Annotated in this window: 18 protein-coding genes; 7 read left to right on the top strand and 11 right to left on the bottom strand. The window is 71.7% G+C overall.

The genetic code is table 11. The annotated features are described in order from the left end of the window. Nucleotides 1–9: 9 nt before the first annotated feature. Both HGBR_RS03400 and HGBR_RS03395 read right to left on the bottom strand, forming a co-directional pair. Nucleotides 10–1,911 carry a phospho-sugar mutase gene (locus HGBR_RS03400; protein WP_019157920.1) on the bottom strand — a complete coding sequence of 634 codons (1,902 nt, stop codon included), beginning with the start codon at nt 1,909–1,911 and terminating at the stop codon, nt 10–12. 1 nt (nt 1,912) lies between these two features. After that, on the bottom strand, nt 1,913–2,734 hold the full coding sequence (locus HGBR_RS03395) for a purine-nucleoside phosphorylase (RefSeq protein WP_019157919.1): 822 nt from the start codon (nt 2,732–2,734) through the stop codon (nt 1,913–1,915). A gap of 162 nt (nt 2,735–2,896) precedes the next feature. Between HGBR_RS03395 and HGBR_RS16255 the strand changes: the two genes are divergently transcribed. Beyond that, a complete protein-coding gene (locus tag HGBR_RS16255) occupies nt 2,897–3,634 on the top strand; it encodes a GNAT family N-acetyltransferase (RefSeq protein WP_026077297.1) in 738 nt (245 codons plus the stop codon). Further along, nucleotides 3,588–3,986 (top strand): hypothetical protein, encoded by a 399-nt coding sequence (locus HGBR_RS20675; RefSeq protein ID WP_245533256.1) that lies wholly within the window; start codon nt 3,588–3,590, stop codon nt 3,984–3,986. Before HGBR_RS16255 ends, HGBR_RS20675 begins: the two co-directional genes overlap by 47 nt. Before the next feature lie 46 nt (nt 3,987–4,032). Here HGBR_RS20675 and HGBR_RS16250 read toward each other — a convergent pair whose 3' ends face one another. The 9 genes from HGBR_RS16250 to HGBR_RS03340 form a co-directional block, all read right to left on the bottom strand. Next, on the bottom strand, nt 4,033–4,347 hold the full coding sequence (locus tag HGBR_RS16250) for a hypothetical protein (RefSeq protein ID WP_019157917.1): 315 nt from the start codon (nt 4,345–4,347) through the stop codon (nt 4,033–4,035). Nucleotides 4,348–4,428: 81 nt separating this feature from the next. Further along, the gene (locus tag HGBR_RS03375; RefSeq protein WP_026077296.1) at nt 4,429–8,442 is read right to left on the bottom strand and encodes an FtsK/SpoIIIE domain-containing protein; all 4,014 of its coding nucleotides are present in this window, start codon (nt 8,440–8,442) and stop codon (nt 4,429–4,431) included. A gap of 148 nt (nt 8,443–8,590) precedes the next feature. Next, nucleotides 8,591–9,073, bottom strand: a complete 483-nt coding sequence (locus HGBR_RS03370; protein WP_019157916.1) for a pilus assembly protein TadG-related protein — start codon at nt 9,071–9,073, stop codon at nt 8,591–8,593. 8 nt (nt 9,074–9,081) lie between these two features. Beyond that, nucleotides 9,082–9,516, bottom strand: a complete 435-nt coding sequence (locus tag HGBR_RS20140) for a hypothetical protein (RefSeq protein WP_026077294.1) — start codon at nt 9,514–9,516, stop codon at nt 9,082–9,084. Beyond that, on the bottom strand, nt 9,513–9,947 hold the full coding sequence (locus HGBR_RS16245) for a TadE/TadG family type IV pilus assembly protein (RefSeq protein ID WP_019157914.1): 435 nt from the start codon (nt 9,945–9,947) through the stop codon (nt 9,513–9,515). Before HGBR_RS16245 ends, HGBR_RS20140 begins: the two co-directional genes overlap by 4 nt. Nucleotides 9,948–9,954: 7 nt before the next feature. Next, entirely contained in the window at nt 9,955–10,212 is a 258-nt protein-coding gene (locus tag HGBR_RS03355; protein WP_019157913.1) for a hypothetical protein, read from the bottom strand. Nucleotides 10,213–10,267: 55 nt separating this feature from the next. Further along, nucleotides 10,268–11,227 (bottom strand): type II secretion system F family protein, encoded by a 960-nt coding sequence (locus tag HGBR_RS03350; protein WP_019157912.1) that lies wholly within the window; start codon nt 11,225–11,227, stop codon nt 10,268–10,270. Then, nucleotides 11,224–12,096, bottom strand: a complete 873-nt coding sequence (locus tag HGBR_RS03345; protein WP_019157911.1) for a type II secretion system F family protein — start codon at nt 12,094–12,096, stop codon at nt 11,224–11,226. Before HGBR_RS03345 ends, HGBR_RS03350 begins: the two co-directional genes overlap by 4 nt. Next, on the bottom strand, nt 12,093–13,319 hold the full coding sequence (locus HGBR_RS03340; protein WP_019157910.1) for a TadA family conjugal transfer-associated ATPase: 1,227 nt from the start codon (nt 13,317–13,319) through the stop codon (nt 12,093–12,095). The genes HGBR_RS03345 and HGBR_RS03340 overlap by 4 nt, the downstream gene beginning before the upstream one ends. A 186-nt stretch (nt 13,320–13,505) precedes the next feature. Here HGBR_RS03340 and HGBR_RS03335 point away from each other — a divergent pair, with 186 nt between their 5' ends. The 5 genes from HGBR_RS03335 to ftsX all read left to right on the top strand — a co-directional run bounded on the left by HGBR_RS03335 (nt 13,506) and on the right by ftsX (nt 18,296). Further along, nucleotides 13,506–14,453 (top strand): amidohydrolase family protein, encoded by a 948-nt coding sequence (locus tag HGBR_RS03335; protein ID WP_019157909.1) that lies wholly within the window; start codon nt 13,506–13,508, stop codon nt 14,451–14,453. A 181-nt stretch (nt 14,454–14,634) separates the two neighbouring features. Continuing rightward, the gene (locus HGBR_RS20670) at nt 14,635–15,300 is read left to right on the top strand and encodes a carboxymuconolactone decarboxylase family protein (protein WP_019157908.1); all 666 of its coding nucleotides are present in this window, start codon (nt 14,635–14,637) and stop codon (nt 15,298–15,300) included. A gap of 66 nt (nt 15,301–15,366) precedes the next feature. Continuing rightward, nucleotides 15,367–16,488: a peptide chain release factor 2 gene (gene prfB / locus HGBR_RS03325; protein WP_019157907.1), complete on the top strand. Its 1,122-nt coding sequence runs from the start codon at nt 15,367–15,369 to the stop codon at nt 16,486–16,488. Between the two features lie 201 nt (nt 16,489–16,689). Then, nucleotides 16,690–17,385, top strand: coding sequence for a cell division ATP-binding protein FtsE (gene ftsE, locus HGBR_RS03320; protein WP_019157906.1), 696 nt, complete (start codon nt 16,690–16,692; stop codon nt 17,383–17,385). Further along, entirely contained in the window at nt 17,382–18,296 is a 915-nt protein-coding gene (gene ftsX, locus HGBR_RS03315; RefSeq protein WP_019157905.1) for a permease-like cell division protein FtsX, read from the top strand. The genes ftsE and ftsX overlap by 4 nt, the downstream gene beginning before the upstream one ends.

The raw sequence follows: 18,296 nt of genomic DNA, 5'->3' as shown, positions 1-18,296 counted from the left end.
TCGCCCGCGTCAGAGGCGGAAGAACGCCCGCAGATCCGCGGTGATCGCCGCCAGGCGGGCACCGGCGGCATCCCACGCGGGGCCCACGAGCGCCTGCGGGTCCTGCGCGGCGTCCTCATCCGCCTGGGTCTCGTCGACCGTCTCGTCGGCCGTCTCGACGGCTTCGAGGTAGCACTTGAGCTTGGGCTCGGTGCCGGACGGGCGCACGATGACGCGGTCGCCCGCCTGCGTGAGGAGGACGATCCCGTCCGTGGGCGCCAGTCCCTCGTAGCCCTCCGCCATGTCCGCAACGCGAGTGACGGGCGAGCCGCCCAGCTCCTGCGGCGGGTGCGCCCGCAGCGCGGACATCGCGCGGGCGATGAGGGAGGTGTCCTCCAACCGGAACGTGAGTGGCTGCGTGCGGAACACGCCGTCGACCGCGCGGATGCGCGCCAGTTCATCGGGCAGGGTGCGACCGGCCGCACGCAGGCGCGACGCGAACGAGGCGAACAGCACCGCGGCACTGATCCCGTCCTTGTCGCGGACGCTCGCGGGTGCGACGCAGTAGCCCAGCGCCTCCTCGTAGCCGTAGACGATGCCCGGCACGCGGGAGATCCACTTGAACCCGGTGAGTGTGGGCGTGTGCGCGATCCCGTGCCGTGCGGCCAGCGCGCCCAGCGCCCGGGATGACACGATCGAGCTGGCGAACACCGGACCCGCCGAGGCCGCAGAGACTCCCGCGGTCGAGTCGCCCCCCTGCGACGGGACCTCGGTTCCGGCCTCGGCCGCATCCCCGGCCACGGCCTCGGCCGCGGTCCCGCCGTCGCTCAGCGCCTGCGCGACGGCCTCGCCCAGCAGCAGCCCCACCTCGTCGCCGGACAGCTGGTACCAGCCGGAGCCGTCGGGGGCGGGGACCGCGGCGGACATGCGGTCGGCGTCCGGGTCGTTCGCGAGGATGAGGTCGGCCTGCACGTCATCGGCAAGCGCGATGGCCTCGTCGAGCGCGCCGGCCTCCTCCGGGTTGGGGAACGCGACGGTGGGGAAGTCCGGGTCCGGGTCGCGCTGGGACTCGACGGGCCGGACGTCCGCGAAGCCGGCGGCCTCGAGCGCGCGGGCCAGGGTCGCCGCACCCACACCGTGCAGGGCGGTCGTGACGATGCGCAGGGTGCCGCGCGGATCGGCCAGTGCGCCCATTTGGGCGAGCGAGTCCAGATAGGCGGCCACGACCTCGGACCCCAGTGGCTCCCAGCCGGATTCCGCGCGGGTGACGGCGGCGACGGACTCGACGTCCGCGATCCGCTCTGCGATGAGCGCGTCCGCCGGCGGAACGATCTGGGCGCCGGCGCCGTGGGCGGCCGTCTGCGCGTCCAGGGCGGTGAGCGGGCGCAGTCCCAGGTAGACCTTGTAACCGTTGTCGCGCGGCGGGTTGTGGGAGGCGGTGACCATGACCCCGGCGTCCGCCTGCAGGTGCTGGACGGCGAAGGCCAGCACCGGGGTGGGCAGCTTGACCGGCAGCAGCAGTGCGCGACCGCCCGCGGCGGTGACGACGGCGGCGGTGTCGCGGGCGAAGTCTGCGGACCCGTACCGGGCGTCGCAGCCGATCACGACGGTGAACGGCTCGCCGTCCGGGGTGTGCTCCGTCAGGAACGCGGAAAGCCCGGCCGCCGCACGGATGACGACGGCGCGGTTCATGCGGTGGGGGCCGGCGGCGATCTCGCCGCGCAGACCCGCGGTGCCGAACTCCAGCAGGCCCTGGAAGCGGTCCGTCAGTTCCGCGAGCGCCTCCGAGGCCGCATCGCCGGACTCCGCGAGCGCCGTCTCCAGCAGTTCGCTCAGCTCTGCGCGGGTGGTGGGGTCCGGGTCGTCCTGGATCCACGCGCGGACGATGTCCGCGTCGAATCCGGCGGTGAAGGCGCTCGCGACACGGGTCATGTCAGTCCTCTGCGATCCGAGTGACGATCTGGGCCAGCAGCCGGGATATGCGGGGGCCCGCGGCCTGGCCCGCCTCGATGACCTCCTCGTGGCTGAGCGGCGTCTCCTGGATGCCCGCGGCCAGGTTCGTCACGAGGGACAGGCCCACGATCTCCAGTCCGGCGGCGCGGGCGGCGATCGCCTCGAGCGCCGTCGACATGCCCACGAGGTCGCCGCCCAGCGTCTTCGCCATCCGCACCTCTGCGGGCGTCTCGTACTGGGGGCCGCTGAACTGGACGTAGACGCCCTCCGGCAGCGAGGGGTCGATGTCGCGGGCGATGCCGCGCAGGCGCGAGGAGTACAGGTCCGTCAGGTCGACGAAATTCGCCCCCGTCAGCGGGGTGGAGCCGGTCAGGTTGATGTGATCCTCGATGAGGACGACGGAGCCGGGACCGTACTCCGGATTGAGGCCGCCGCAGCCGTTCGTGAGGACGAGGGTCGAGCAGCCGGCAGCCGCCGCGACGCGAACTCCGTGTGCAGTGGCCTGTGCGTCGCGGCCCTCGTAGAAGTGGCGCCGGGCGCCCAGTACCAGCGCGTGCGCGCCGCCGGGCAGGCGGACCGTGCGCAGGCGGCCGCCGTGACCGGGGACGGCGGGGGCGTGGAAGCCGGTCACGTCCTCTGCCGCGGTGTCCGCGATCGTCTCGCCCAGGAGGTCCGCCGCGCCGCCCCAGCCGGAGCCCAGGACCAGTGCGATGTCATGGCCGTCGATGCCGGCCGCGTCGTTGAGGACCTGGGCCGCCTGCTGGGCGAGATGCGTCGCCTGGTCGGAATCGTGTGCGCTCATATTCACGAACAGTACCGCCCACAGCGGACGCGGTCATCCGGGTCGCCGCCGCCCCTGGTCCGCCGCCGATAGGATCGGACCCAGTCGATCGCGGCGGTCCGATCCCGTCGGCCCGCCGCAGTCCCGTCAGCCCGCTTTGTCCCCGCCCGCGCAGGAGTCGCCATGTCGCCCAGCACCCCCGCACCGTCGTCCGTCACCATCCGCGCGTGGAAGGACGGCGACGACCGCGCGCTCGCCCAGGTGCTGCCGGATCCCACCAGCCCCGCGCAGCTGGCCGCCCGTGCGCTGCTGCGCGAGCCCGGTGCCTCGCCGCTGACCCGCACCGTCGTCGCGACGGTGGGCGGCGTCGTCGTGGGTGCTGCCGCGGTCGCGGAGTCCCCGGCCCACCCCACGCGTGCATGGGTCCACGTCGAGGTGGCGCCGGAGGAGCGCCGTGCAGGCGTCGGTTCCGCTCTGCTCACCGCCGCCGTCGCCGAGGCCGCGGGGACGTCGCTGGACGGCCTGGGTCTGCGCACGCGGCTGGCGGCGGGGGATGAAGCCGCGGGGGCGTTCGCCCGCGCGGTGGGTTTCACGTCCCTGTTCACGACCCGGATCGTGCGGATCGAGGCGGGTGCGCTGGGAGCCGCGGGGTTGGACCGGACGGCGGATCTGCAGGTCATCGACACGGGTTCCGTGGCGCTCACACAGGCGTTCGCCGGCTGGTACGAGCGGGTGAACGCGCAGGATCCGGCGGCGCAGATGAGCATCGGACAGGTGAACACCCGCTTTCCTGTCGGAGGCCGCGGGCGCCCACGGCGCCGCCCTCTGGCGTCCCCGCGGGGACGCTGCGGAGGAGAACATCAACAAGCGACCGGTGACCGCATTCGCGGTGTCCTACGCGCAGGAGCGCGGCGGGGATGAGGGCGCCGGCGCACCGGGTGCGAGCGGCTCCGATGCGGGGCAGCCGGCCGCAGGCGGACCGGGCGCGGACGGATCGGGTGCGGCGGCCTCGGCGGGGGGCGACCCGACCACTGCGGGCGGTGACCACGTCTTCGCCGTCGCCGGCGGTGAGGACGCCACGGAACTGACGATCGGCAGCGTCGACGGGAACGTCGAGGACCTGCAGGCACTGGTCGCTCGACTGTCCGTCGACACCCCGGTCGTTGTCGAGGTGACGGACGCGATGGAGACGGAGCGGGCGCTGGTCGATCAGCTGCTGGAGGCCGGGTCCGCGCGCGTGCTCGAGTCGTACACGACGCTCGTGCGGGACTGATGACGGTCCGCACACTGGGCCGGCGCACCTGACCCGGTCGTCGCGGTCAGTCGCAGTCGGAGCACACTCCGGTGGCGGACAGTTCGACGTAGTGGATCGGGCAGGTCGCGGGCCGCGCGGGCTCTGACGGTGGACGGCGGGATCGCGCCTGCGCGACCTGCGCGGTGAGGGTCGGAGCGCCGCCGTCCGCGGGCAGGTCCGTGGCGTATCGCTGGTAGCAGAGGAACCGGTGCTCGGCGGCGAGTTCCTCGACGTCCGCGTCCGGGGTGTCGGCGACTGCTCGAGGCGCCTGGAGGTACCCGTCGCCGATCGTTCCGTCCTGATGGACGCAGAGCGAGGTCAGCGGAGGTTCGCCCGCCACGTGGCCATGGCGTCGGCGAAGTCGACCTTGGTCCCATCGGAAACGGAATAAGTTCCATGTTCGGACGTCATGCTGATGAGTCTATGTCGCATCCGGTCGAACCAGGGCGAGTCGCACGGGCGTGGTTGTGGCATCGCTCAACCACCATGACGCGCGGGCTGCGGGCGGGAGCGGCGCCAGCCACCGATGCCCCGCAGCGCGCAGTTCCGCGTCCCGCCAGTCGCCCAGCAGCAGTGTGGGTCCCGGCGCTGCAGCGTCCGGGAGCCCCGCCGGGCGCAGTCCCGGCGCGCCGGCGAGGACGCAGACCGGTTCCACCGCGCTCGCCGCCCGGACGTCCGGACCCCGGTCCTGCCGCTGGTCGAGCACCGTGATGCCCGCGGCGCGGAGCGTCTCCATCAGCACTCGGATCTCCGGCCCGTCGACGAATGGGGGCAGGCACCGCACCGTCAGCACCGCGCCGTCACGATCGGGGGACCAGCCGAGCTCGCGACCGCCCGGATCCACACCGATCGCGATCATATTCCGGTCCGCAGTGCTCGACCGCTCAAACCCGGTCCAAAGCGCGTGTGTGCACAGTGCGTGTGTGCGCACAGCGTACCCCGGAGTCGTGTCCGCGTGTCCCCGGCTGATCGGTCGATTGTCCTGAGCCTCGGCACGCTCAACGAACTGGATGTCCGCCCCGTCGCGGTCGTCCGTCTGCGCTTCCGCGCCCAGGATGACGGCGCGACCGGGTGGCCATTCACCGCGGAACCGGGCGGCGCTCAGTCCGAAGAGCACGACGTCCGTGTCCGCCGCAGGCGGGAACACGATGCGGGTGGTCGCCGCCTGGGCCAGCCGCTGCCCGATCCCACGCCGCGGCGCGGCCACGACGAAGCGCATCCCGGCACTCCCCGCCATCAGCCGCTCGAGCCGGTCGATCCGCGGACCGGTGGGATGCGCGTGCGCCAACTCGTCCCAGTCGTCGATCGCCCACACGACGGGTTCGTCGGATGCCGTGCACACGTCGAGGAGGTGGTCGATCATCCACCCCTGCGCGTGCGAGAGCCGCAGGACACCGGACACGTCGACGAAGGGCAGCGCGTCCATGTCGCCCGTCCGCGCGGTGTCCACGCGGACGACCGGCAGACCGGTCGCCGCGAACGCGTGCGCGAGCGCGGCGACCGTCGTCGTCCAGCCCCTGCCGCGCCCACCGGACACCGTCACCGACCCCGAGGCCGCCGTCAGCTCCACGAGAGCGGTCCGGTTCTGCTGGGGCAGGTCGACGAGTCCCACCGCACGGTCGCCGAGGCGGGCGTCACCGCCGGTGCGGACTCCCTCCTCCCGTCGGGGCACCTGGGGGTCCTGTTCGCTCTGTCCGGGGACCTGGGCACCCTCGAGACGGTCGGGCAGGGGCGGTGCGATGACCTCGTGCCGTGGCCCCTGCGGACCATCCCACGTCCGTGCAGCTGGCGGTGACGGGCAGGGGAGCGGGACCACGACCTCGGCGTCATCCGTCAGCGACCGCACGACCGCGTGCGGGGCCGGAGGCTCCGACCGGACCGGTTGCCGCGGGAGCTTCGGACCGTCCGGGATCGCACAGCGCAGGGCTCGGATCCCAGCCTCGTCGGAGACCAGCGCGACGCCGGGGGTCCGTGGATCGAGTCGGGCGGCGTCCGGGATGCCCAGCACCTCGTGCGAATCCGCGTCATCGCGTACGCGGAGGCAGATCCGCAGGGCGATGTTGGCGCGCATCCGCGCGGAGACCACCCCCGACGGGCGCTGGGTCGCGAGGACGATGTGGACGCCCAGCGAGCGGCCCACGGCGGTGAGCCGCTCGAACTGGGCGACGACGTGCGGACCCAGGCCTGTGAGCACGTGGAACTCGTCGATGACGACGAGGAGGCGCGGCAGACGCACGATCGCAGGATCGGTGCGCGACCGGTCCAGCAGCGCGTCGATGTCGCGGCACCCGGCCCGGGACAGGTGGAGTTCGCGGCGACCCACCTCCGCGGTGACGCTGCGGAGGGCGCGCACGGCGGCGGCCTCGTCGAGGTCGGTGAGGAGGCAGTCCGTATGCGGGTGCTCGAGGAACCGCGACAGGCTGGCACCGCCCTTGAAATCCAGCAGGACCAGGCGCAGGTCCTCGGGGGAGTGAGTGCGGCAGAGCGCCTCCAGCCAGGTCTCGAGCAGCACGGACTTGCCGCTGCCGGTCGTGCCGGCGACCAGTGCATGGGGGCCCGAGGTGCGCAGGTCCAGGAGGAAGAGGTCGCGGGAGACGAGGGGGTCGCGGGAGACGAGGGGGTCGTGCGGAGGCGCGGTGCTCGGCAGGACCGCCGCCGAGGCCGCACTCCGGGGCACGTCGACCGGGACGCCCAGCGGTGCGACCAGCGGGCCGTGGCCGTGCCTGCCGGTCGTGTCCCAGAGACGGAGGAGGTCGACGACCCCGGTCGTGGGCACCTGTGCGGCGGGCGGGAGCGAGGTCGCGGCACCGCTGACACGTGGCGTGATCGATGCGAGCATGCGGATCGCGCTTGCCCTGCTCAGAGAGTGCGGATGCGCGGGCCCGGTGAGGGGCCGGCCGAACGAGGGGTGGAGTGACGCGCGCCCGGTCCGGCCGGTGGAGGGGGAGGCGGCCGCGAGGCCGGTGCCGGTGGAAGCAGCCGGTCCGTCGGGAGCCGGGACGCGGATGTGCGCGGGCCGGCCTGCGGGACCGCACGTGACGGTGAGGACGGGGGAGTCCTCTGTCGCTTCCGGGCCGCGCACCAGCACGGACAGGGGGGCTTCTGCACCGCCACGACCACCGTCCTCGGGGGAGCCGATCCTGGTCTCCTCCGCATCGAGGACTGCGACGGTGCAGGGAGAGGCGAGTCCGGACAGACCTGCGAACTCCGGGAAGAGGCCAGGAGCGAGACATCCGGACCCGGCTGCCAGGTGCGCGGAGACCAGGGACCGGGTTACGGACAGGACCGCGGCCTCGGGACCGTCGATCCGGACCGTCGCCGCGCGATCCATCAGCAGGGGAGCGTTGTGGGCGATGAGCAGCGCCCGATCACCCGCGACGACGTGGGGCGGCAGCCGCCGCCGGGCTTGACCCCGGGCTGCACGATCGCGAGGCAGTTCCACGGACGCCGTGCTCACGACATCGCCCAGTCCGAGGACCAGGATGCGCTCGCCTCCCGGCAGCGTGCCCGCAGTGGAAGCCGGTGCGGGCGGTGGCGAAGGGCCGATGGACGACCGCGAATTCGACGGCGGCGACTGCCCGGAAGGAGACTCCGCGGGGGGAGGGCGTCCGCCGTAGGCGATCCGGTCGAGTTCGGCGGTGAAGGCGCACAATCGGGTCTCGAGCTCCTGGATGGTCCGGTCGACCGCGCGGCGATGGTCGCGCGCCGCCTGGACCGTCTCCCGCGCGAACCGGAGCCGGTCCCCGCGCAGCGTGAGGACGGCGGTGAGGGGACCGGCGGCGCTCAGCAGGAGGAACCACCACGTGCCCACGACGAGCGCCAGCACGATCCCGATGACGACGGGTGCGGCGAACACGAGCCACGACGGCTTCCGGACCGGGGCGACGTCCTGGCGTACGGGCCACTCGAGGGGCTCCTGCGCGGAGGGAGACGGGGAGGACTGACCCGCAGGACTCCGAATGACGTGATGCGGCAGCAGGAGTGCGGTCGACCCCACCACCGCGTCGTCCTCCACCGCACCGTCGATCCGGATCCCGGCAGGGCTGTTGACGAGCAGGTGGGGCCGGCGGGACAGGAACGGGTCCGCCAGCGGCACGTCGGCGGCTGCTCCGCGGCCCAGTGTCCACTCGCCCTGGGGCAGGGCGACCGCGAACCCGGATTCGGGCCCCGACCGCACCACGACGCGGGCGTGCCCCGCAGGGGTGGGGGTCGCAGGAGACAGGGTGGGGACGTGCGCACCCCGCACGAGAACCGGGTGAGTCGCCGACCACTGGGACCACGTGGCTCCGGATGCGGCGGCGGCCCCCCGGACAGGATCACTGGTCTGGGTCGCGACGGACTCCAGCACCGCGGAGGCGGGGACCCAGCCCGGCGCCGTCACGCTGAGGCTCTGCGGGCCGGTGCGCGTCAGGGTATGGATGATCGAGGTGCTCACCCTCTGCACGATGGACTGATCACGGCGGAGCCGGCTGTCCGGGCCGTCGCATGTGGACCGGCGTGCCACCGTCCACAGGACCGTGCGCCGGTCGTGGTCCAGTCAGGCCGTCAGACCTGTGACGCAGAGTGGGAGGGTGCATCGCGTGTCAGAGTCGCAGCGCGCCGCGGACGGTCGCGCTCGCCTCCAGCTCGATCCAGGTGGCGCTGAAGGGCGAGAGCAGGACCGGCGTGTAGGTGGCGCGCAGATCGACGTGCGCGCTGAGTCCGTCGGGGCTGCTGCCCACCAGCCGGACATCGGAGTAGCGCGGTGACACGTCGACGGCGTTCAGGTACGCGCGGGCGGAGGTGGACACGCCGTCATCCGTCAGGAGGATGCCCGGCTCCTCCGTGGGCGCGGGGTCGAACGACTCGGCCGCCGCCAGCGCTGCGGAGTCCGCCAGGGCGAAGAGCTTGCGGTGCGCCAGCCACACGTCGGTGATGAGGGCGGCCAGCAGGATGAGTGCCAGCGCGATCGAGGCGAACCCGATCGTCAGCGGCGTGATCGAGCCCTCGTCGGACCGCTCCGCACGGCACAGGGAGCGCAGGAGACGGGCCGTCCGCTGGGCCGCGCTGCCTCCTTCACGCGTCACCGGCTCTCTCATTCGACCACCGGGGCGATGAGGTCCGTGTGCGACGAGCGGACGACCATGAGGGGGATCCGCGTCTCGCCCAGAATGGCGGGGATGCCCGGGATGGGGATCTTCGCGGTCACGGTCGCGGTGACCGGGGCGCCGGAGGTGGTGCACGTCGTGGAGCAGTGGAGGTCGATGTCCCATTCCGCGTCCTCCAGCCCGTGGTCCTCGAAGTGGAGGCGGGTGATGGACTGCGCGGATGCGTGCGCGTCAGCCGGGAACCGCGACGCCGTGCGTGCGGCGTCGATCGCGCTGGACTGGGCAGCGTAGAGCCCGGCCTGCACCTGCGCCAGCGAGACGATGAGGAACAGCAGAGGGAGCAGCAGCACGGTCGTGCCGAAGATGAACTCGATGGGCGCGGTCCCGGCGTCCGGTCGCATCCGACCAGGGCGATTCGTCACAGCGCTGCGTCCTCGGCGAACGCCCGTCCCGTGAGTTCCCACGTCTGCCCCACGCCCGCGAAGCCCACGACGGGGACGGGCACGCGGACGGTCACGGTGATGAGCTCCTGCGGTCCGGCCTGCGCGGTGTCGACCCGGATGTCCTGCGCATAGCGCTCATCGACCGCCGCCGCGATGAGCGTGGCGGTGTGGCGGGCGCCGTCCGCCTCGGTGCGGTCGACGGCGGCAGCCATCCGGGCCCCCGCGATCGCGGAGTCGACCACGGTGTTCCGCACATGCAGGGCCAGACCGATCTGCAGGAGGGCCGCGAACACGAGCGCCAGCAGCGCGGAGACCATGACGAACTCGGCGACGGCCGACCCGCTGTCCTGACGGCCCGACCCACTGTCCGATCGCCGCCCCGCCGAGGCCGTGGTCCGGTTGGCGCCCATCGGAGAGTCAGCCCGCCTGCCGCACCCGGTTGATGCTGTCCGTGAAGAGTGACGTGAAGGCCTCGCCGGCCAGCGCCCACAGCGCGACGACAAGCGCCGCGGTCATGACGGTGATGAGGACCCAGCCGGGCACATCGCCGCGGTCCGCGCGGGTCTCGCGGCGGCCTCGGGACCGGGACGGTGGGGACTCGGCACGGGGGCGCAGCAGCGTGGTGAGCAGCGTCGCGAGCGTCGTGACGAGCAGCGCGTGCAGACGGGTGAACATGGGGGGTCTCCTTGCGGGTGCGGGAACGGGTGGGAGTCGTGGTCGGCGGACGTGGTCAGGGACCCAGCTGCAGGACGGCCAGGGTGGGGTACAGGGCGAAGACGACGGTGACGGGCAGGACGAAGAGGACGACCGGTATGAGCATTCCCACTTCCTTCTTGCCGCTCACCTCCATGAGGGCCCTGCGCCCGTGCTCGCGCACGTCTGCGGCCTGGGCGCGCAGGACCTCCGCCAGGGGTGTGCCGCGGGAGGTGGCGACCGCGATGCCGTCGACGAATCGGATGATGGACGGGTTGCCGGTGCGCTGGCCCAACTCGTCGAGGGCGTCGACCAGGGGCGTGCCGGTCCGCACCTGCGCGAGGGCGCGCGACAGCTCCTGGCTCAGTTCGCCCCGGGTCGAGCGGCACACGCGCTCCAGTGCGTCGATCGTGCCCTCGCCCGCCGTCATGGACAGCGCCAGCAGCTCGGCGACCGTGGGGAACTCCGCCATGATGCGTTGCTCGCGCTCGCGCACCTGCTGGGTGAGCCACCAGTCGTTGACGATGTGACCCAGAACCGCGCCGATGAGGATGAGTCCCACGAGGATGAGCGGCGAGAACCCGCGGGTGACGGCGGAGACCGCGCCCACCGCGGCGCCGCCGGCCAGCCCCGCGAGGATGCACAGGGCCTGCCGCGTGCGGAAGCGCTCGATCGTCGTCACACCGCCCAGCTGCTCCAGCCTGCGCACCACGGAGGCGTCCGTCGTGATCCGCGAGGCCAGCCAGGACCCCGCCCGCGCTGCGAGCTGGGCACCGATCCCCAGCACTCCGGTCCGGGGGCCTGCGGGGGCGCTGTAGAGGGAGGCGACGCGCGGCTGGTCCCGCAGGTACGGCGCGATCCGGTCCTCCAGGGTGGGCCTGCGCAGGATGGGCAGCTGTGCGACGGTCAACGCCAGTGCGACCCCCAGGACCAGTCCCATGATGACCGCGACGCTGGGATTGAAGACGTCGACGTGCGACCAGAGCGCCGCACTCATCGCAGCACCCGCGGCTCGGCGGGCAGCCGGCCGATCCGCTTCATCGCCTGGTACGCGCCCAGCGAGATGATCATCCCTGCGCCCAGGAGCATCGTGCCCTGCGCGGTGCTGTAGGCCGCGGCGGCCTCCCCTCGCGTCGCCAGCAGGGCCAGCACGACCCAGGGCGCGGCGACCGCCAAGCGTGCACCGGTGACGGTCCAGCTCTGCCGGGCGGTGAGCTCCGACCGCGTGCGCGCGTCCTCCCGCAGGAACTGGGCCAGCGTCCGCAGCAGCGTGCCCAGCTCCGTTCCGCCCACATCGCGCGTCACCGCCAGGGCCGCGACGATCCTGTCCGCGACGGGGTCCGCGCTCGCCTGCTTGAAGGCGTCGAGCGCGAGCGTCAGCGAGCCTGTCGCCCGGTACTCGTCCTCGAACACCTGGAAGACGGGCCGCAGACCGTCGGGACCGCGGTGCGCCAGGGCGGCCAGGGCCTCGGGCAGGGACATGCCGGCCCGCACGCCGGAGTGCAGGTGGTCGATCGCGTCCGGCCACAGGACACGGCGCTCGACCTCGCGGGACCGGGCCCGCCGGCGGACGATCGCGTAGGGGAGCACGCAGGCGAAGCCCGCGAAGCACAGGCTGATCGGCACGGACGCGGTGAGTGCGTACCCCACCAGCCACACGATGAGACCGGCGCCGGCGCACATGAGCAGCAGATGCGTCGGCGAGACGCGGGGCAGGTCTGCGGCGACGAGGTCGTCGGCCAGCTCGGCGACGAAGCGCGACCGCTCGCGGCGCTTGACCGGCGCCTCCCAGAACGAGGACCAGATGCACAGGAGTCCGGCGGCCAGGACGATGCCCCACAGCGTCGCCATGAGAGTGGTGGTCACGCGGCCTCCAGCAGCGTGTGGAGGTTCTTCCCGATCGCGGCGATGCGGTCACCCAGGTGGCTGAACCCGCGGCCGCGGACCAGCCTGCCGTCCGCGTCCGTCTGGAAGACGGTCTCCAGTTCGACCGTCTCGCCTTCGATTCCGCCGGGGACGGCGACGATCTCCTGGACGCGGCGGGAGCCGTTGCGCAGCAGGGTGAGGTGGACGACCAGGTCGATGCAACCGGCGACGGTGGGCGTGACGAACGACGAGCCGATGTTGGGGCCCGCCAGCAGCGGCAGCGTGCACATCTTCGTGATCGCGCTGCGGGCGGAGTTCGCGTGCACCGACCCCATCGACGGCAGCCCCGCGTTCATGGCGATGAGCATGTCGAAGCTCTCCGCCTCGCGGACCTCGCCCACGATGATCCTGTCCGGCCGCATGCGCAGGGCCTCCTTGACGAGGCGCCGCAGGGCGACCTCGCCCGTCCCCTCGAGGCTGGACTGCCGGCACTGCATCGCGACCCAGTCGCGGGCGGGCACGGACAGCTCGAACACCTCCTCGCAGGTGATGACACGATCGCGGACGGGGATCGACCCGCACAGCGCGCCCAGCATCGTCGTCTTGCCCGCCTGGGTCTGCCCGGACACCAGGACGTTGGCCCCCGCGGCGACGGCGGCATCCAGGAACCGTGCGGCCGCCGGCGTGAGCGAGCCCTTCTCCACGAGGTCGTTCAGACTGCGCGAGTGCGCGATGAACTTGCGGATGTTGATCGCCGGGTGGGTTCGCGTGATGTCCGGCAGAACGATGTGGAGGCGGGAGCCGTCCGGCAGGGAGGCGTCGACGAACGGCGAGGAGAGGTCGACCCGGCGTCCGGTCGTGCGCAGCAGCTGCTCGATGAGCGAGGAGACCTCTGGCTCCGTCAGGACCACCGGCGTCAGTTCGGAGACCCCGTGCCTCGACACGAAGACCGCGTGCGGTCCGTTCACCCAGATCTCTTCGACCGAGGGGTCGTCCAGGAACTGCTGGATCGCCCCGTACCCGGTCAGATCGTCCAGCACGCTGCGGCGGGCCGCGTCCGCATCCGCCAGCAGGGGCAGCGAGCCGGACAGGGTGCGCTCGTCGTAGGAGCGGATCACCTCGTCGATGAGGTCCGCGGTGGGGCGCGCGTCCGACCGCGGATCGATCCCGCGCATGCGGATGAGATCGCGCACCTCAGCACGGATGATCTCCACTGCCTCCATCGGACGGTCCTCTGCTCGCCGGTGAGTCGCCTGACTGTGACCTGAGCCACTCCTGAGAATCACCGTAATGAGAACCATTCGCCAGCGGAAGGGCTCGTCCGTTCTGTGGATAAAGTGGGTTGCGGCGCTCCTGCTTCGACCGGCCCCGCCCGCCTCCTCACTGATCGTTCGTTCTACGATGGCGGCATGACTGCGACTCCCGAGCCCACAGACGCGCCCGGTTTCACAGGCCACGCGCCCACCACCGTCGACCTGCCCGCGGACGAGCCCCAGCGCCTCCGCGGCATCGCCACGGACCTGGGCATCCCCGGCTTCGTCGACATCCACACGCACTTCATGCCGGAGAACGTGCTCACGAAGGTGTGGGACTACTTCGACCACGCGGGGGAGCGCGGCCTGCGTGCCTGGCCCATCGCCTACCGCTGGGACGAGGAGGCGCGTGTCCAGCGCCTGCGCGACATGGGCGTGCGCGCGTTCACGTCGATGCTCTACCCGCACCGTGCCGGGATGGCTGAATGGCTCAACGGCTGGTCCGCGGACTTCGCGGCGCGCACCCCGGACTGCGCCCACACGTCCACGTTCTACCCCGAACCCGAGGCCGCCGACTACACCCGCCGAGCCCTCGAGGCCGGCACGAAGGTCTTCAAGTCCCACATCCAGGTGGGTGGGTACGACCCCGCGGATCCGCTGCTGGACCCGGTCTGGGCCCAGATCGCCGAGGCTGGGGTCCCCGTTGTCATCCACTGCGGCTCCGGCCCGGTGCCGGGGCGGCACACGGGCCTCGAGCCCGTGCGGCAGGTGCTGAGCCGGCACCCCGACCTGGCCCTCGTCATCGCGCACACCGGCACCCCTGAGTACGCGGAGTTCCTGGGGCTCGCCCACGACTACGAACGGGTGTGCGTCGACACGTGCATGACCTTCACCCCGTACGTCGAGGAGACAGCGCCGTTCCCGCCGGAGCTCGTGGGCGACCTGGTCGATCTGCAGGACAAGGTGGTGCTGGGCAGCGACTTCCCCAACATCCCCTACCCCTACTCCGTCCAGATCGACGCGATCCTGGGCCTGGGGCTGGGTGCGGACGTCGAGCGGAAGATCCTCCACGACAACGGAGCACGCCTGCTGGGACTGGACTGAGTCGCGCGGCCGGACACGGCCTCGGCGGAGGTGCTGGCGTCTGACCTGCGACAGCGTCGCGAGCCGCCCCGCGTCCGCACCTGTCGCGGATCGTCACACTCTGGACAGGTGCGAGTCGGCTGTGATCGGCTGGTCGCAGGAGCGGGGCAGGGGCCCCGCGGGCTGACGAAGGAGTTCACAGATGCACTACCACGAGTCCGGAGACTTCGACTACCAGAAGGTGCTGGCGGAGGTCGCGCCCAGCCAGACGAAGGCGTTCGGCGCGTTCGACGCGGCGGTGTTCGACAGGGACGACGAGGTCCTCGACCTGCGGACGAAGGAGCTCATCGCGATCGGGGTCGCCTCGACGACGCAGTGCCCCTACTGCCTGGACGTGCACGTGGGCAATGCGAAGAAGGCCGGCGCCAGCCGCGAGGAGGTGGCCCGCGCCGTGTACGTGGCCGCCGGTCTGCGCGCGGGTGCCGCGTACACGCACGGATTCCTGGCGCACAAGGCGTACGAGCAGGGTGCGGAGCTGGAGCACTTCCATGAGCCCGGCGACCGGTCCTACCTGCGTCCGCTGCGACAGTCCGCAGGCGGTGCGGTCGAGGCGTTCCAGGCGTTCGACGGTGCCGTCTTCGACCCGGCCGACGACGTCCTGAGCGTCCTCACGCGCGAACTCATCGCGATCGCCGTCGCCGCGACGACGCAGTGCCCCTACTGCCTTGCCGGTCACGTCGCGAAGGCGAAGAAGGCGGGCGCGACGGAGGAGCACCTGTCGCGCGCGATCATGATCGCCGCGGCCCTGCGTGCCGGTGCGGCCTTCACGCACGGCTTCCTGGCGCTCAAGCTGTACGACCAGAAGTGAGGCGGCGGGCGCGGCTGCGGGCTGACCCGCGGTCGCGTCCGTGCGGTGCCGTAGTCTAGGGGGACTATGGCCACAGACTTCTCCGCAGAGATCGAATCACTGCAGCGCACCTTCTCCTCCATCCGCGAGGTGTCCGACGTCGACACCCTGCGCAGCGAGGTGGAGGAGCTCACCCATGCCGCCGCCGCGCCGGACCTCTGGGACGACCCGGACGCCGCGCAGAAGGTGACGTCCAAGCTGTCCCACAAGCAGTCCGTCCTGGAGAAGCTCGATCGCTTCGACCAGCGCATCGAGGACGTCGAGCTGCTCGTGTCGATGGGCGAGGACGAGGGCGACCAGGACGCGGTCGACGAGGCCCACGCAGAGATCGAGAAGCTCAAGGGCGAACTGGGCGAGCTGGAGATCTCCACACTGCTGTCCGGCGAGTACGACGAGCGCTCCGCTGTCATCACGGTCCGCGCAGGTGCCGGCGGTGACGACGCGACGGACTTCGCGCAGATGCTCACGCGCATGTACATCCGGTGGGCGGAGAACCGGAAGTACGCGGTCAAGGAGCTCGACACCTCGTACGCGGAGGGCGCGGGCGTCAAGTCCGCGACGATCCAGGTCGACGCCCCCTTCGCCTACGGCACGCTGTCGGTCGAGGCGGGCACGCACCGCCTGGTCCGCATCAGCCCGTTCGACAACCAGGGCCGGCGCCAGACATCGTTCGCCGCTGTCGAGGTCGTCCCGCTCATCGAATCGACGGACCACGTCGACATCGACGAGAACGACCTGCGCATCGACGTGTACCGGTCGTCCGGCCCCGGCGGACAGTCGGTCAACACGACGGACTCCGCGGTCCGCATCACGCACGTGCCCACGGGCGTCGTCGTGAGCATGCAGAACGAGAAGTCGCAGATCCAGAACCGCGCGGCCGCGATGCGCGTCCTCCAGTCCCGCCTGCTGCTGCTCAAGCAGGAGGAGGAGAACGCGCAGAAGAAGGAGCTGGCCGGCGACATCAAGGCCAGCTGGGGCGACCAGATGCGGTCGTACGTGACGCACCCCTACCAGATGGTCAAGGATCTGCGGACGAACCACGAGGTCAACAATCCGTCCGCCGTCTTCGACGGCGACATCGACGGCTTCCTGCAGGCCGGCATCCGGTGGCGCAAGGAGCAGGAGATGGCAGCCGAGGCCGCGGACTGATCCCAGCGCGGCCCAGCCGGCCCAGCCACGGTCTCGGGAGCGGTCACCGCACCCTGGGAGTCCGCTGGACCGACACGCGGGGACGCGGTCGAAAGGTGCCCTGCACGCCCCGGTGACCCCTAGAGTGAGGTGGGACCCGGCGCCCGGTGTGCCGGCCCGCGCCCCGTTGCCGTCCGCCGTCCCCCCAGCCCCGGAGTCTGTGTGATCACGTTCGACAAGGTCACGAAGTCCTACGACCACCGCACCGCACCCGCGCTCGCGGACCTGTCGTTCACCGCGGAGGCGGGGGAGTTCGTGTTCCTGGTGGGGGCCTCGGGATCGGGGAAGTCGACCGTCATCCGCCTGGTCCTGCGCGAGGAGGTGCCCACGCGCGGCCGCATCACGGTCGCCGGCACCCAGACCGCGCGGATGCCCAGCTGGAAGGTGCCCCATCTGCGCCGCGGCATCGGGACCGTGTTCCAGGACTTCCGCCTGCTGCCCAACAAGAACGTGTTCGACAACGTCGCGTTCGCGCTGCACGTCATCGGCAAGTCGCGCGCGGCGATCTCCACACTGGTGCCGGACGTCCTCGAGACCGTGGGCCTCGACGGGAAGCAGAAGCGCTACCCCCATGAGCTGTCCGGCGGCGAGCAGCAGCGCGTCGCGATCGCGCGCGCCGTCGTCAACAAGCCCGGCATCCTGCTGGCGGACGAGCCCACGGGCAACCTCGACCCCGCGACCAGCCAGGACATCATGGACGTCATCAAGCGGATCAACAGCTTCGGCACCACCGTGCTCATGGCGACCCACGACTCGTCGATCGTGAACTCGATGAACCGGCGCGTCATCGAGCTGCGCTCCGGGGAGATGGTCCGCGACGAGGTGGGCGGCTACCGGCCGGAGGTGACCCAGCCGTGAAGACCTCGTTCATCCTGTCGGAGGTGCTGACGGGTCTGCGCCGCAACCTCTCGATGATCATCTCCGTCGTGCTCGTGACGTTCGTGTCGCTGCTGTTCATCGGCTCGGCGGTGCTGCTGCAGATGCAGATCTCCGGGATGAAGGACTACTGGTACGACCGGGTGCAGGTCGCCGTGTTCCTGTGTCCGCCCGACTCCGAGGCCCCCACCTGCGCCGAGGGCGAGGTCACCCAGGAGCAGAAGGACGCGATCGAGGCCGCGCTGTCGTCTCCGGATCTCGAGGACTACGTCGAGGAGGTCCACTTCGAGGACAAGGCGACAGCGCATCGCCTGTTCGAGGAGCAGTTCGAGGGGACCAGCCTCGAGGGCACGGTCCCGGAGGACCAGATGCAGGAGTCGTTCCGCATCCAGCTGGCGGATGCGGAGCAGTACGGGATCATCAGCGAGTACTTCTCCGCGACTCCGGGGGTCGAGGAGGTCGTCGACCAGAACCGGCTGCTGGACCAGCTGTTCCGGATCCTCAACGTCGCCACCGCCGTCGCCGTGGGCATCGCCGCGATCATGACGCTGTGCGCGGTGCTGCTCATCGCGACGACCATCCGCCTGTCCGCGTTCACCCGGCGTCGGGAGACGGGCATCATGCGCCTGGTGGGCGCGTCGAACCTCTTCATCCAGCTGCCGTTCATCCTGGAGGGGATCATCGCCGCTGCCGTGGGCAGTCTGCTGGCGGGCGGAGTCCTGGGCGTGGGCGTACACTTCGGTGTGTCCGGGTGGCTGCAGTCCCGTCTCGCGGGGGTCAGTCTCGTGAACCTGTCCGATGTCGCTCTCGTCACCCCGTTGCTGGTGCTGGTGGGTGTGGTGATGGCCGGCGTCTCGTCCTGGCTCACCCTCCGTCGGTACATGAAGGTGTGA

Origin of the sequence: Brevibacterium senegalense, from assembly GCF_000285835.1 — a bacterium.
In the GTDB taxonomy this organism is placed as follows: domain Bacteria; phylum Actinomycetota; class Actinomycetes; order Actinomycetales; family Brevibacteriaceae; genus Brevibacterium; species Brevibacterium senegalense.
This window is presented reverse-complemented; position numbering and strand designations above follow the sequence as displayed.